This window comes from Sphingomonas sp. 37zxx (assembly GCF_000786205.1).
Lineage (GTDB): Bacteria > Pseudomonadota > Alphaproteobacteria > Sphingomonadales > Sphingomonadaceae > Sphingomonas.
Genome location: NZ_JROH01000014.1, coordinates 1 through 14035 on the forward strand (window position 1 = coordinate 1; position 14035 = coordinate 14035).

Genomic DNA, 14035 nt, shown 5'->3' on the forward strand with positions numbered 1-14035 from the left:
GGCAAGGATCAGGCCGCCTGTTCCCAGTCGCGCGTTTCCTCCGCCGGCAGCCGGATCAGATAGTCGAACGCCGACAGCCCCGCCTTCGACCCGTCACCCATCGCGATGATGATCTGCTTGAACGGGATCGTCGTCACATCGCCCGCGGCAAAGATGCCGGGCTGCGAGGTGTGGCCGCGATGATCGACCTCGATCTCGCCATGCGGGCTAAGGCCGACCGCGCCGCGCAGCCATTCGGTGTTGGGCACCAGCCCGATCTGGACGAAGATACCCTCCAGCGCGACCTGGTGGAGGGCGTCGCTGTTGCGGTCCTTATAGACCAGCCCGTTCACCTTGCTGCCGTCGCCCAGCACTTCGGTGGTCAGCGCCGAGGTGACGATCTGCACGTTCGGCAGGCTGGCCAGCTTGCGCTGCAACACCGCATCGGCGCGCAATGCGCTGTCATATTCGATCAGCGTCACATGCGCGACGATACCGGCAAGGTCGATCGCGGCCTCGACGCCCGAATTGCCGCCGCCGATCACCGCGACGCGCTTGCCCTTGAACAACGGCCCGTCGCAATGCGGGCAATATGCGACGCCCTTGTTCTTATACTGGTCTTCGCCGGGCACGTTCATCTGCCGCCAGCGCGCGCCGGTCGCCAGGATCACCGAACGCGCCTTCAGCGACGCCCCGTTTTCCAGCACCACTTCGTGCAGCCCGCCTTCGCCGGTCGCCGGGATCAGCTTTTGCGCGCGCTGCAGGTTCATCACATCGACATCATAGTCGGCGACATGCTGTTCCAGATGCGCGACCAGCTTTGGCCCCTCGGTATGCGGCACCGAGATGAAATTCTCGATCGCCATCGTGTCGAGCACCTGCCCGCCGAAACGCTCGGCGGCGATGCCGGTGCGGATGCCCTTGCGCGCGGTATAGATCGCCGCCGCCGCGCCTGCGGGGCCACCGCCGACGATCAGCACTTCAAACGGCTCCTTTTGCGCGATCTTGGCCGCAGCCTTTGCGCTCGCGCCGGTGTCGAGCCGGGCGACGATCTGCTCCAGCTCCATCCGGCCCTGGCCGAATGTCTCGCCGTTCAGATAGACGGTCGGTACCGCCATCACCTTGCGCTCGTTGACTTCGTCCTGAAACAGCGCGCCGTCGATCGCGGTATGCGTGATGCCGGGGTTCAGCACCGCCATCAGGTTCAGCGCCTGCACCACATCGGGGCAATTCTGGCACGACAGCGAGAAATAGGTCTCGAAATTATAGCTGCCCTCCAGCCCGCGGACCTGATCGAGCAGATCCTGCGCCGCCTTCGACGGATGGCCGCCCACCTGGAGCAGTGCCAGCACCAGGCTGGTGAATTCATGCCCCATCGGCAACCCGGCAAAGCGGACGCCGATGTCGGTGCCGACGCGGCGGATCATGAAGCTGGGGGTGCGGCGGTCATGGCCGGTGACGACGGTCACCTGGTCCGACAGCGCGGCGATTTCGTTCAGCAACTCGCCCATCTGGCGCGATTTGGCATCATCGCCCAGGCTCGCGACCAGTTCGATCGGCTCGCGGATATTGACCAGATAGGCCTTAAGCTGCTGCGTCAGATTGGCGTCGAGCATAGGAAACTCCGATAATGCAGAAACGATACGGCCCGGAGCGGAAGCAAACTCCACCCCGGGCCGTGGTCGCCCCCAAGGGGTAGAGCGGTTTAGATCTTGCCGACCAGGTCGAGGCTGGGGGCGAGCGTCTCTTCGCCCTCTTCCCACTTGGCCGGGCAGACTTCACCCGGATGCGCCGCGATATATTGTGCTGCCTTGATCTTGCGCAGCAGCTCGGCTGCGTTGCGGCCGACGCCTTCCGACGTGACTTCCATCAGCTGGATGACGCCCTCGGGATCGATCACGAAGGTGCCACGATCGGCCAGGCCCTGGCCTTCGCGCAGGATCTGGAAGTTGTTGCTGATCGCATGGCTCTGATCGCCCAGCATGTAATAGTTGATCTTGCCGATCGCCGGCGAGCTGTCGTGCCATGCCTTGTGGCTGAAATGCGTGTCGGTCGACACCGAATAGACCTCGACGCCCATGCGCTGCAGCGTGGGGTACACATCGGCCAGATCTTCCAGCTCGGTCGGGCAGACGAAGGTGAAATCGGCTGGGTAAAAGAAAAATATCGCCCACTTGCCGGCGACATCGGTGTCGCTGACCGACACGAACTTGCCTTCCTTATACGCCTGGGTGGTGAATGGCTTGAGCTTGCTACCGATGAGCGACATGGGAACCTCCGTTAAATCCTGAATGCCGGATATAGGGGCTCATGCCGCATCGCGACAATGATAATGCTGCATCGCAGTAATCGGCTTTGTCGATCTATGTCCCGAAAAATCCCGTCGGACGTAGTTAAGACACCGGCAAGGCGCGCAATGTCTTGGTCACGCGATGCCGCACCGCAGGATCACGGGTGACCTCCAGTATCGCGCTTAAACTCACGCGAGCGGCGGCAAAGTCATTGTCGACCAGTTCCAGCCGGGCACGCTCCCACCACGGCTGGACAAAGCCCGGCGCGACCGCCGTCATCCGCCGATACAGCTCCAGCGCCCGCCGCCCCTTGCCCGCCCGCTCGGCGCGCGATGCCTGGTTCAGCAACAGCCGCACCAGGATCGCGCGATTGGGCATTACCGCGACATGGTTGGCGACGCCGGTCATCAGCGTGGCCAGCCGATCGCGGCCCACCCGCGCGCCGCCGCGAAACGGATCGACGATCACCGGCGCGGCTTCCTGCCCCACCAGCACCAGCACATGCCCCGGCACGTCGAGGATATTGGCGGTCCAGCCAAGCCTGCGCGCCGCCGCGACATACAGGATCGACAGGCTTATCGGCAGCCCGCGGCGGCGATCGATCACGCCGATCAGATCGGCATTGGCCGGATCGTCATAGCTTTGCTCGTCGCCGTTAAAGCCAAGCTCGTCGCCGAACACCGCCGACAGGCTGTCGGCGCGATCATCGGCGTCGCTGGTGCCACCATTCAGCGAATCGAGCCGGGCCGCCGCTGCGTCCAGCAAGTCGTGATAGGGCGTGGGATCGGTTTGCGGGTGATCGCACAGCGCCAGCAACAGCGCGGCTTCATCGAGCAGGATGTCGGCCTCGTCGATCAGGCCAAGCTGGATCAGATCATCGTTCATGCCCTGAACATGGGGTTGCCCCCTGCCCGTCGCCAAGTCCCCCCTGCGATCTTTGAAAATGGCGATCGTTGCGGCCTTCTTCGCCGATTATTGCCGCCCCAGCCTTGCAACCCGCGCGCCACGGGCCATCTTTGCATCATCGTCAACAACTGAAAGGAGGTGATCGAATGTCTCATTGTCACGCACTGAACGCGGCTTCGGGCGCAACCATGATCGCCTCGGCGGGATACGTCTGCATCTGACTCGTTGCCGACTTCAGTCGACAATGGAAAGGCCGCTCCGACAAGGGGCGGCCTTTCGCTTTTCAAGGCTCGGCGCGATCGGTTGCGGCGGGCAGGTCGGGCGTCGGCTCGGCCTGGGTCGTGGGTGCCAACACCTCGACATCGACCCGGCGATTGCGCGCGCGGCCGGCGGGGTCATCGGCCCCGTCCAAGGTCGCATTGGGCGCGACCGGGCGGTGCTCGCCAAGCGCGATGACCGTAATCCGATCGGCGGCTACCCCTTGCTCGACCAGATACGCCCGCACCGCTTGCGCGCGGCGGCGCGCCGTCGCCAGATTATCGGCATCGCTGCCCTGTGAATCGCTGCTGCCGCGCAGCACATAGCGCGCCGCGTCGGGAAGCGCCGGATCGGCCAACAGTGCGTCGAGCGCGGTTCGTCCCGCCTGATCGAGTGCAGCGCCTGCTGCAAAGGCGATGGTCGTCTCCGGCAAGCGCACCGGCTCGGGCGTTGCCACCGGCGCGGGGGCAGGCTTGATCTCTGCGATCACCTTGGGCTGCATGATCGACTGGCTGGGTTGCGCCTCGCGCGCCGCATTGTCCTTTGGCGCGGCGGGCGGTGGCGCGGGGCGGTCACATGCCGATGATAGTGGCAGCAACAGCAGCGGAAACATCGAACGCAGGGTCATGGGTCGCTGGCCTCTGGCGGTGGCGGGGGCGGCACTTCGGTAGGCTTCCAGGCGGCAATTTCATCGCGGGGGCCATAGATTAGCACGGTGTCGCCAGCGGCGGCGCTGGGGCGCGAGGCATGGGTAAAGAAGCGGATGCCGCCATTGGCGCGGATCAGCAGCAGCGGCTCGACCCCGCCCGCCTCGACCCCGCCTGCCTCGACCCCGCCTGCCTCGACCGTAGCGCCCGACTGCAATCGCGCGCTGTCCGCGCCGTCGATGCTGGCAAAGGCCCAGCCGGCGGCATCGTGGCGCGCCAGATCCTCGACCCCCAGGCCCGACCCGAACAGCGCCCGTCCGCGCAGCGTGGCGGGCAGGCTGCGCGGATCATCGCCGGCGGCATCGCCCAGCTGATACACATTGTCGCGGCCGAGTTCGGGGGCGAATTCATTGCACACCAGCGCGTTATACGCCTCGTTCTCGGTCACCGCCGCCATCGTGCCGAATTGCTGCAGGTCGAGCCGATCCTCGGTCGCTTCGCTCAGGATTTCGCCATGATAGATCGGAATCCCCGCCGCGCGCGCCGGTGCCAGCCGCTGCCAACTGGTATCGCTCACCACCACGCTAACCCCCGCCCCCCGCAAAGCCTCAGCCAGTGAAAGCCCCCAGTGCGTCGCGCCGACGATCAAAATGCCGTGACCGCCAGGCACCGTCAGCCCCAGCAGCTTGGCCACCACGCCGATGCTGAAGCCATGCGCGACGATGGTCGCCGCGACCACCGCGAACGACAGCGCCACCAACGTCCCGCCATCGCCATAGCCCAGATTGTCCAGCCGCAGCGCGAACAGTCCCGAAATCGCCACCGCGACGATGCCGCGCGGCGCGATCCAGCCGACGAACAACCGCTCGCGCCACGGAATCCGGCTGAACGCAAGGCTCAGCAGCACGGTGGCGGGGCGAACGACGAACAGCAACGTCAAAAGGAATAACCCGAATCGCCATTCAAATTGGCGAAGCACCGACAGGTCGAGCGATGCCGACAGCAGCACGAACACTCCCGACACCAGGATGATCGTCATGTCCTCCTTGAACGACACGATGTCGCGAAGGCTGGTCAGCCCCATATTGGCCAGCGCGATTCCCATCACCGTCACCGCCAGCAATCCGGTTTCCTGCTGGATCGCGTTCGATCCGACAAAGGTGCCGATCACCACCACCAGCAGTACCGGTGCCTTGAGATATTCGGGGATATGCCCGCGCGGCAGCGCCCATCCCAGCGCGCGCGCGGCTCCAAAGCCGATCAGCCCGGCGACCGACGCCGCCAGCAGCAGCGACAGCGTCACCTGCAACGCGCTGGCCCCGCCGCCCGCCTGGCGCAGAATCTCATAGGTGACGACAGCGCACAGCGCGCCGATCGGATCGTTGACGATCGCTTCCCATTTCAGGATCGCGCGCGGCCGCGCCGCCACGCTGGTCTGGCGAAGCAGCGGGATCACCACCGTCGGCCCGGTAACCACCAATATCCCGGCAAACAGGATCGCGACCGGCCACACCAGCCCCGCGACATAATAACAGGCAAGCGTGCCCAGCACCCACCCGATCGGCACCCCCAGCAGCACCAGCCGATGCACCCCACCCTCGGCGTGGCGAAGCTCGCGCAGGTTCAGGCTCAGTCCGCCCTCGAACAGGATCACCGCCACCGCCAGCGACACCGCAGGTTCGAGCAGATGGCCGAAATCTTCTTCGGGCCGGATGATCCCGGTCAATGGCCCGGCGACGATGCCTGCGACCAGCATCAGCGCGATCGCCGGCAAGCCCGAACGCCAGGCGATCCATTGCGCGCCAATACCGATGACGCCGATCAGCGCGATGACGATGGCCAGGTGGTTCATGAAACTCCGGGCGTTACGATGCGGATACACCCCGCCGCGAACAGGCATCCGCCAACGGCACCCGGCCTGTCAACCGCCTATGCCATTGGAAATGATCGACCTTACCCCGGCATGGCTCGACGGCGAGCCGCTAGGGATAGACCGCGGCGGTAATCGCGATCACATCGACGGGGTCGATATCGTCGATGTCGATCTCCATCGCCGGTTGGGTGGTATAGCCCTTGGTAGCGCCCATCCGGTCGAAGGTGATCGTGGCCAGCCGAAACCCTTGGGCGGTACGGATCGCGACCAGGCCGCCGGGCGCAGTCGGGCGATCGGGGTCGGCAACGACGACCGCGCTTGCCGGCAGCCCCGGCCCCAGCGTCGCGCGGCACACGCGCAGCGCAAACGCGCGCGGCCCCGCCTGAGCCGGCGCGTCGATCATCGCACTGGTCCGCTCGAAGCCGATCAACCCGCCCGCAATCGGCACCCCGAAAACCGGCAATGCTGCGGGGGCCGATTCAGCGGCCTGCGGTGACGAGACAGCCGCCGCCGTGGCCGCCGATTGCGATTGGTGAGGCTCCGATCTGGCGGCTGCCGGGCGGGCTGGATCGGCTTCGGTCTGCCGGTCGGTGCCGCGCGACAATTCGTGCCGCAACGACGTGGTCACATCGCGCGAACGCGCCATCCGCATATTCGGATCGGCAATTTTGTTGACGAAGGCATCCAGCTCGCCTCGCCGGTATCTCTGCTCCACCTCGTCCCGCAGCGCCGCTGCGTCCACCACGCCAAACAGGCGGCACAGTGAATCAAGCGTCCCGCCATTCCACCGGTCGAGCGTCTTATAGGCGTTTTCCAGCCGTGACAGAATCACCGGCGGCAGATCATAATCGCGATCGAGCGCCGCGATCGTCAGCCTGGCATCGGCGTATCGCATCACCCGCAGCGAAGCCGCGAGCAGGACCGCCATCCGCTCTTCATCGATCGGTACCGGGCGCTTGTCCTGAAACGGCTCGGCCCAGGCGGCAATGTCGAAACCGGGCTCGCTCAGGTCGCTCAACAGATCGACTGGCGCAATCGCCAGCGTTCGTGCAATCTGTCGCAGTTCGTCGGCACGGGCAACGACTTCGCCGCGCTCGATCTTGGACAGGCGGATATAGGGTATCGATGGCAAAGCGTTGCTGAGTTGCATTAGCTTGCTGCAACCCAAATGCTGGCGCTGTTCGCGCACCCGATTGGGAAAGACAAAAGCGCGATACCGATCGATCACGATCGGGGCCGGCGAAATCAGGTCGGTTACGGCCACGCTGCCGATCTGGGTGAGGTCTGCCGGCGGGCGTTTACCCTGCGACGATGAATATCGGGTACGAGCCATCGGGCATCCGCCATAAGCGCAGGCAAAGCCCCATCGCTTCCGCCGCTAGGGCGTCAGTATAGGATCAAAACGATAATTTCAATTGGATGTCAGTGGCGGATCGTATTGGACATCGGCTCGGTCAGCCGCGCCCAGGCCCCTTCTGGCGAAAAGTCCAGCAATATCATGGGCGCGCAAAGACCCGCCTGATGCATCGCCAACCAGTTCGGCGACAGTGGCGAAGGGTGGTGCGAAGAAAAAACCACCCCGCCCCCGTCAGTTACGATGCCCATCGCTGGCGGCGCTGCGTTCACCGGCCAGCGCAGGCTCAATTCGGTCAGCACATCGCGCCCCGCCGCCTCGATCAGCCTGCGCGATCGCTGTAGCACGGAACTGTCCTTTTCCAACGCCTGCTCCAGTGGCACCGGATGAATGTCGCCATTCCAGCACATCGTGATCGCTTGATCATCGGCATGCACGACGGTGATCGACAGTAGCAACGATCGACTGGCCGATAGCAGGGGCCGCGCCTGCTCCGCGATCGGCCGTGCCAGTTCGGCCAGCGCTCTGTCTTGCGACTGCAGATGGGCAATGCCTTCCCACGCTGCCCGCAAGAACGATTCTGCCGCGCCCGCCTTCTTCAACACCCAGCCACCCTATAAACGACTGCGAAAACAATGCCCCGCCAAACCCGCCAATCCACGCGCATGGCCCATGCTTGGGTCAATGACGTGCGCTGCTGCCGGGTGCGTTGGTGGCGACTGGCTGCACCATGATCTGCGCTTCATCCGCGCCGCTGCAGTCTGCGATTTCCTGGCCCGAGCGTGCCGCGACCTGCGGCTCCGAGCCGGGATCGACCGCCACCAGGCGCGACAGCGTATTGTGCGGCTGGCCGATGGCCGGCAAGATCGGCGCAGTCTCGGCAAGGTTGACGGCGCGGCTGCGCGTCCGGGTGCCGGTTGCCTTGGGCTTGCGATATTCCGCCATCATGGCGAAGCGTGGATTTTGCTGGGTCAGGTCGGCGATGGTCTGCGCGGCGCGCTTGGTGATCTGCCGCACCCGCTCCTTGGTCACGCCGCGATCGATGTCGGCCTCGCCCGCTGCCACGACGTCGAACACGCGGCGCTCGACGATTTCCTTGTCACGCGCCAGCTTCTCTTCGAGCTTTGCCAGCTCGATCGGGCACAAATCCTGCCCACGCGACCGGCGAAGCGTTGCGGTGCCGGGCTCGGTCGGCTCGACGCGGATCGCACGCTTGGGACGCGGGCGCTTGCGCAGTTGCTCGACGCCAACGGTGCGCTGATAGGCGATATATTCTTCGATCAGCGAATTGGTGGCCGACTGCGCCAGATAGTCAGAGGCACCCGCCTCGGTGCGGGCCAGCGCGCTTTCGTCCTCAAGGATCGATTCGAGGCTGGCTTCGTCGCCATCGCTGTTCGAGGTCATGGCGTGCAGCGATACGGTGACGGCATCGACCTTCTTGGCCGAGGGGCGCTGATCGGTCATCACGCGGAAGCGCAGGCTCTGCAGCTCGCCGCGGATTTGCCAGTTCACAAAGGTCGTGAACTGCGCCTTGGTAGGATCATATCCCATAATTGCGCGATGGACTGCGATGGCGCAGCACTGCTCGGCGTCCTCCCAATGCGACACCAGGCCATATTGGCGGATGAAGTGGCGGATGCGCGGTGCGATCAGCTTCAGGATGGTTGCAAAAGCGCGATCAACATTGGCGCGGCGGCGTGCACTCGGCTTCCCATCGGTTGCGGGGGTTTCCGCGATGACGGTGGCGACGGCGGCTTCCAGTGCAATCGTGATCTTCGACATTTTATTCCCCCAGAATGGGAACCGACCGGCACCGTGCCCGTTGATCCCTGTTCCAAGGTTTGGCACCCAACCCTATAAGGCTTTGTTACCAATCCTATATGTAGGAATACTTATTCCTAGTTTCTCGCCCAAATTCGCCTAGCCGTTGGCCGCCGGGATCAGGTTAACGAATCGATCGGGCTGCACTTTGCGACTCACAAAGTCGAGCAACCACGAACGATGGGCGCTGGCCGCGCTGCTTGCCTCACCGATTCGCCGGTCGGCGGCACCGCTGCCGATCTGTGCGCCCAGCAGCCGCTTGGCTCGGCCGCTATCCAATCCGTCGGTCAAAAACCGCACCGCGTCGGCGGTGCCCAGATGATGGCCCAGATACGCCGCATGGGCGATCGTCGCCAAATTCCCGCCTACCGCGATTCCGGCCTGTTTCAGATGGCTCAGGCTGCGAGTCGCATAGTCCGCCGTCGCATGGATCGAGGCTGTTGCATCGTAGCGCAGCGCCAACAGCGCCGATTTCGCGCCCGGCAGCACGCGGCCATTGCTGCCCAACCACCCCTGCCGAACCGCGGTGTCGTGCAGCCAGGTGCCGGGACGTTCGGCCTCGCTTTGCCAGGTGCCACCCAGAAATTGACCAAGCCCGGCAGCGCTCGATCGCGGATTGCGCGATGTCGGCTGCCATGCGCCGTCGCGCGTCTTGGCCGCTTCGGCATCGACGATCGCGGCGAGGACCGCTGCGGGCAATTTCGTCCGCTCGGCGGCGGCGACCAGCGCCTGGCCGAATTGCGCATTGGCCCCGAGACCCGCAACCGCGCCCGACGATGCTGCCGTCGCCATTGCCGAGCCACCAAAAGGCATCCCCCGCGACCCGGTGTCGATCACCGCCTCCTCGTCAACTGACCATGAAGGCAGCCCCGACGAAGACACTGGCGACGACGACAGCGGCGACAAAGGCAGCTGCGCCGACGAAGCAGCGGCAGGCGGCGAAGCCGAGGGAGACGGGGCGATTCGCGCCGCGCTCGCGCGCCCGGCCAGCGCCAGCAGCGTATCGAGGTTCAGGTCGGCATTATCGGCCAAACGCGCCTGGGTCTGTTCGTCACCCGAAAAACCGCCGCTTCCCAGCGCCGCGCGCCACAGCCGCGACGACACATCGCCATGCGCCTGGGCATAGATCAGCGCCGCTTTCTCATTGGGTGCCAGCCGCCCGAACTCGGTGGCGGTGATCATGGCTTATCCGTCCGCGCGGCGCGCAGCCGGCGGGCCGCGCTCAGCGTCCGCGTAAAGCGCGCCGCCGAAAAATCGTCGATCTGGTCCTGCTCTGCGATCGCGATGACCCGCAACGCCTCGGCACGGTGGCGATCGGCCGCCGCGCCGATCGCGCTCAGCGAGCCATAGGCCTCGGCGGCCTGTATCCGCAGCAGGTCGAGCCGCTGGTCGCGCGCCTCATATTCGCGGCTCAGCGCGGCGCGCTTCGTCCGCATCCGCGCGACGAACGTGTCCGACGGAAACTGATGATGCTGGCTGGCAAGCGCGGTTTCGTCGCGAACGGTGGTGTCGATCGCATCGCGATGCATCGATAATTCGCGCATGTGCGTGTGCTCCACGCTGATCGACACCTTGATCGTGTCGATCTCGCGCTGGCGCAGTTGCAACGCGGCGTCATAGGGTGTTTTCACATTTCCTGTCCCATGATGGCGTCGAGCGCGGCAAAGCTGGCCGCGACATCGCCGCGATCCTGCTTCGTCTGGCCAAGCAACGCCTCGATTTGCGGCGCGAGCAATGCCGCGCGGTCCACCTCGGGGTTGGAACCCATTTTATAGGCTCCAAGCCGGATGATCTCTTCCATGTCACCATAGGTCGACAGCGCCGATCGCGCGGCGATTCGGGTCATATTTTGTTCGTCGCTCAGCGCGCCGGGCAGGGTGCGCGAGACCGACTTCAAAATGTCGATCGCCGGGTATCGCCCGCGCTCGGCGATCCGCCGCGCCATCACGATATGCCCGTCCAGAATGCCGCGTACCGCATCGGCCACCGGCTCATTATGATCATCGCCATCGACCAGCACGGTGAACAGGCCGGTAATCGCCCCCTGCCCCGCCCGGCCCGGTCCCGCGCGCTCCAGAAGGCGCGGCAGTTCGGCAAAGACGGTGGGGGTATAGCCCTTGGTCGCCGCCGGCTCACCGCTGGCCAGCCCGATCTCGCGCTGTGCCATCGCAAAGCGCGTGACCGAATCCATCAGGCACAACACGTTCAGCCCGCGATCGCGGAAATGCTCGGCCACCGCCAGCGTCGTCCAGGCGGCCTGGCGGCGCATCAATGCCGGCTCATCCGACGTGGCGACCACCACCACGCTTCGCGCCAGCCCTTCCGGCCCCAATTCGTCCTCGACGAACTCCTGCACTTCGCGGCCGCGTTCACCGATCAGGCCGATCACCGCGACGTCGCACGCGGTCCAGCGCGCAAGCATCGACAGCAACACCGATTTGCCCACGCCCGATCCGGCGAACAGGCCCAGCCGCTGGCCGCTGCACAGCGGCGCAAAAATATCCAGCGCGCGCACTCCGGTTCCCATCCGCCCCCCAACCCGAGCCCGCTCGGCAGCGGGCGGCGGCGATGCCTTGATCGGGCGCGGATCCATGCCGATCGGCAGCGGCCCCTTGCCATCGATCGCCACACCCAGCCCATCGATCATTCGGCCAAGCCAGGCGTCGCAAGGGCGAATCGAAAAACAGCCCGCGATCAGATCGGCGCGCGATCCCGATGCGATCCCCTGCGGGTCGCTGAACGGCAGGCAATGCGCGATGCTGCGATCGAGCCCGGTCACTTCGGCGGCAACCACGCCGCCGGCTGCGTTCACCGCGATATGCGATCCGATCCGCGCCGCGCCGTCCAGGCCTTCGACCTCTATCAGGGTGCCGCGCACGCCGACGACCCGGCCGAAGCGCTGATCGGGCGATAGCTCGCGGATTTCCCGGGCCGCTGCGGCCAGGCTTTTCATTGCACCCGCTCGAACGTCCGATCATCGATAGGGGACAGCAGCACCGTTTCGTAATTGATCAGCGCACGGCAATCGGCAAGCGCACGATAGAAATCGCCGGTGGCTACCTTGCGCGCAAAGCTGGCGCACACCGCCTTGGCTTCGGGCGATGCCAGCGCGCCGATCAGGTCGCGCAGATATTCGATGATCTCGTCATGATGCGCGGTCGCGCCATCTGGATCGATGTAGGCGACCATGCACGCATAATAGAGCCGCTTAGCGGGGGTCGATGCCTCTTGCGGCGACATGATCTCGCGACCGCGCAGCAACGAGACGTTGTTTTCGACGCATAACTCGGTGCGGCCGACCGATCGCAACACCGCGCCGTTCACCACCAGCTTCTCTCCGTCGCGCAAGGCAATCTTCAGTGTCATGTTCAATCCCCAATCTCTCAATTCTTTATAGGAAAAAATTGCCGGGTTGGTCGAAACACAAATATCAGGGGTTTTCCGTACCCGAGCCGCGCAATCATCCTACAAAGAGGCAAGCGCCCGTTGCGATCGGGGCATTTTTCGCGGAGAACTTCCCTTGAGCCTATACTCAGCCCTCTACGCCGGCGTTTCTGGCCTCAACGCACATTCGACGGCGATGTCCGGCGTTGCCGACAACATCACCAACATCAACACCGTCGGCTATAAGAGCGCCGATACCCAGTTTCGCACGCTGGTGGCTGATGGCCGGCCCGGTGTTCCCTATTCCGCCGGCGGCGTTGGCGCGGTGACGCGCTCGCTGGTGTCGAAGCAGGGCGTGCTGCAGGCGTCGAGCAGCTCGACCGACATCGGCATCGAGGGAGCGGGCTTCTTCATCACGCGCGATGGCGTCGGCGCGGACGCTAACATCGCTTATACCCGGGCTGGTTCGTTCACGCCCGACAATTCCGGCTTTCTGCGCAATGCCGGTGGCTATTATCTTCAGGGTTGGCCGCTCGACGCACAGGGCGAATACGTCAACACCGGCAATCTTGCGGCACTGACGCCGGTTCGCGTCAGCCAGCTCACCGGCACCGCCGCCGCAACCAGCCAGCTTCAGATGCGCGCGAACCTCAGTTCGGTGACCCCCGCATTTACCGCCGCCTATGCCGCAGGCGACCTTGCCGCCGGCACTACGCCGGCACATTTCTCACGCACGTTCGACATTGTCGACGCACAGGGCGGCAGCCATTCGGTCACGTTGGCATTCCTCAAGACCGGCCCGAATTCGTGGGAGGGCGAAATCTACGCCACCCCTGCGAGCGACGTTACCGCTCCCGGCGGCTTGCTTGCCAGCGGCGGTATCGCCTTTAACCCCGACGGCAGCCTGAACCGCGCGGCATCCGATCCCGGCATGTTCGCGGCCCTGACGCCCACCTGGACCAACGGCGCCGCCTCCAGCCCGATCACGCTCGCTCTTGGCACCGATGGCGGGCTCGACGGCCTGACGTCGTTTGGCGGCCCATCGTCGCTGATCTCATCGGACGTCGATGGCGGCCTGCTGGGCAGCGTTTCGTCGATCCGCATTTCCGAAGAGGGAGTGGTCAGCGCAGTGTTTGAAGACGGCACGTCGCGCGCGGTGTACCAGCTGCCGCTGGCCAATTTTCAGAACGCCGACGGCCTCACCCGCTTGCCGGGCAACGCCTATCGCGTTTCGGACCAGTCGGGCAGCGTGTCGATCAACGCACCCGGCGCGCTGGGAGCCGGCGGGATTTCCGCCAACACGCTCGAGGCATCGACCGTCGACCTGGCGGGAGAGTTTACCAACATGATCCGGTTCCAGCGTGCCTATAGTGCATCGTCCAAGATCATCACGACCGTCGATGAAATGCTGCAGGAAGTCAGCAATCTGAAGCGTTAATCCATCGCATTTGATGACAGGGCGGGGATGGCTTTCTTTTGAGGAAGCGCCCCGCCGACCGGGCGGGAACAAGGAATGCGGGTG

Annotated in this window: 13 protein-coding genes; 1 reads left to right on the plus strand and 12 read right to left on the minus strand. The window is 64.9% G+C overall.

Going from position 1 to position 14035, the window contains the following annotated elements; translation table 11 throughout:
- Positions 1 to 8 precede the first annotated feature (8 nt).
- From ahpF to QU44_RS08170, 12 genes are all read right to left on the minus strand, one after another.
- Entirely contained in the window at positions 9 to 1595 is a 1587-nt protein-coding gene (gene ahpF / locus QU44_RS08115; RefSeq protein ID WP_033921444.1) for an alkyl hydroperoxide reductase subunit F, read from the minus strand.
- Positions 1596 to 1684: 89 nt separating this feature from the next.
- The gene (ahpC, locus tag QU44_RS08120; protein WP_033921446.1) at positions 1685 to 2248 is read right to left on the minus strand and encodes an alkyl hydroperoxide reductase subunit C; all 564 of its coding nucleotides are present in this window, start codon (positions 2246 to 2248) and stop codon (positions 1685 to 1687) included.
- A gap of 124 nt (positions 2249 to 2372) precedes the next feature.
- On the minus strand, positions 2373 to 3155 hold the full coding sequence (locus tag QU44_RS08125; RefSeq protein ID WP_033921447.1) for a transglutaminase-like domain-containing protein: 783 nt from the start codon (positions 3153 to 3155) through the stop codon (positions 2373 to 2375).
- 304 nt (positions 3156 to 3459) lie between these two features.
- Positions 3460 to 4062 (minus strand): OmpA family protein, encoded by a 603-nt coding sequence (locus QU44_RS08130; RefSeq protein WP_052134494.1) that lies wholly within the window; start codon positions 4060 to 4062, stop codon positions 3460 to 3462.
- The gene (locus QU44_RS08135; RefSeq protein WP_052134495.1) at positions 4059 to 5933 is read right to left on the minus strand and encodes a cation:proton antiporter; all 1875 of its coding nucleotides are present in this window, start codon (positions 5931 to 5933) and stop codon (positions 4059 to 4061) included. The genes QU44_RS08130 and QU44_RS08135 overlap by 4 nt, the downstream gene beginning before the upstream one ends.
- 130 nt (positions 5934 to 6063) lie before the next feature.
- A complete protein-coding gene (locus QU44_RS08140; protein ID WP_231621668.1) occupies positions 6064 to 7287 on the minus strand; it encodes a helix-turn-helix domain-containing protein in 1224 nt (407 codons plus the stop codon).
- 89 nt (positions 7288 to 7376) lie between these two features.
- A complete protein-coding gene (locus QU44_RS08145; protein WP_033921448.1) occupies positions 7377 to 7910 on the minus strand; it encodes a hypothetical protein in 534 nt (177 codons plus the stop codon).
- Between the two features lie 79 nt (positions 7911 to 7989).
- The gene (locus QU44_RS08150) at positions 7990 to 9090 is read right to left on the minus strand and encodes a sigma-70 family RNA polymerase sigma factor (RefSeq protein ID WP_231621669.1); all 1101 of its coding nucleotides are present in this window, start codon (positions 9088 to 9090) and stop codon (positions 7990 to 7992) included.
- 138 nt (positions 9091 to 9228) lie between these two features.
- The gene (locus tag QU44_RS08155; protein WP_033921449.1) at positions 9229 to 10311 is read right to left on the minus strand and encodes a hypothetical protein; all 1083 of its coding nucleotides are present in this window, start codon (positions 10309 to 10311) and stop codon (positions 9229 to 9231) included.
- A complete protein-coding gene (locus QU44_RS08160) occupies positions 10308 to 10760 on the minus strand; it encodes a hypothetical protein (RefSeq protein WP_033921450.1) in 453 nt (150 codons plus the stop codon). The genes QU44_RS08155 and QU44_RS08160 overlap by 4 nt, the downstream gene beginning before the upstream one ends.
- Positions 10757 to 12082 (minus strand): flagellar protein export ATPase FliI, encoded by a 1326-nt coding sequence (gene fliI, locus QU44_RS08165; RefSeq protein ID WP_033921451.1) that lies wholly within the window; start codon positions 12080 to 12082, stop codon positions 10757 to 10759. The genes QU44_RS08160 and fliI overlap by 4 nt, the downstream gene beginning before the upstream one ends.
- Positions 12079 to 12495, minus strand: a complete 417-nt coding sequence (locus QU44_RS08170; RefSeq protein WP_033921452.1) for a flagellar biosynthesis repressor FlbT — start codon at positions 12493 to 12495, stop codon at positions 12079 to 12081. The genes fliI and QU44_RS08170 overlap by 4 nt, the downstream gene beginning before the upstream one ends.
- Positions 12496 to 12649: 154 nt before the next feature.
- Here QU44_RS08170 and QU44_RS08175 point away from each other — a divergent pair, with 154 nt between their 5' ends.
- Positions 12650 to 13951, plus strand: a complete 1302-nt coding sequence (locus QU44_RS08175) for a flagellar hook protein FlgE (protein ID WP_081987927.1) — start codon at positions 12650 to 12652, stop codon at positions 13949 to 13951.
- Positions 13952 to 14035: the final 84 nt, after the last annotated feature.

What these genes read in the sequence shown, in the direction of transcription:
- QU44_RS08155 (WP_033921449.1), bottom strand. Translation starts at nt 10,311, where the DNA reads ATGATCACCGCCACCGAGTTCGGGCGGCTGGCACCCAATGAGAAAGCG.
- ahpF (WP_033921444.1), bottom strand. Translation starts at nt 1,595, where the DNA reads ATGCTCGACGCCAATCTGACGCAGCAGCTTAAGGCCTATCTGGTCAAT.
- QU44_RS08125 (WP_033921447.1), bottom strand. Translation starts at nt 3,155, where the DNA reads ATGAACGATGATCTGATCCAGCTTGGCCTGATCGACGAGGCCGACATC.
- fliI (WP_033921451.1), bottom strand. Translation starts at nt 12,082, where the DNA reads ATGAAAAGCCTGGCCGCAGCGGCCCGGGAAATCCGCGAGCTATCGCCC.
- ahpC (WP_033921446.1), bottom strand. Translation starts at nt 2,248, where the DNA reads ATGTCGCTCATCGGTAGCAAGCTCAAGCCATTCACCACCCAGGCGTAT.
- QU44_RS08130 (WP_052134494.1), bottom strand. Translation starts at nt 4,062, where the DNA reads ATGACCCTGCGTTCGATGTTTCCGCTGCTGTTGCTGCCACTATCATCG.
- QU44_RS08140 (WP_231621668.1), bottom strand. Translation starts at nt 7,287, where the DNA reads ATGGCTCGTACCCGATATTCATCGTCGCAGGGTAAACGCCCGCCGGCA.
- QU44_RS08135 (WP_052134495.1), bottom strand. Translation starts at nt 5,933, where the DNA reads ATGAACCACCTGGCCATCGTCATCGCGCTGATCGGCGTCATCGGTATT.
- QU44_RS08170 (WP_033921452.1), bottom strand. Translation starts at nt 12,495, where the DNA reads ATGACACTGAAGATTGCCTTGCGCGACGGAGAGAAGCTGGTGGTGAAC.
- QU44_RS08150 (WP_231621669.1), bottom strand. Translation starts at nt 9,090, where the DNA reads ATGTCGAAGATCACGATTGCACTGGAAGCCGCCGTCGCCACCGTCATC.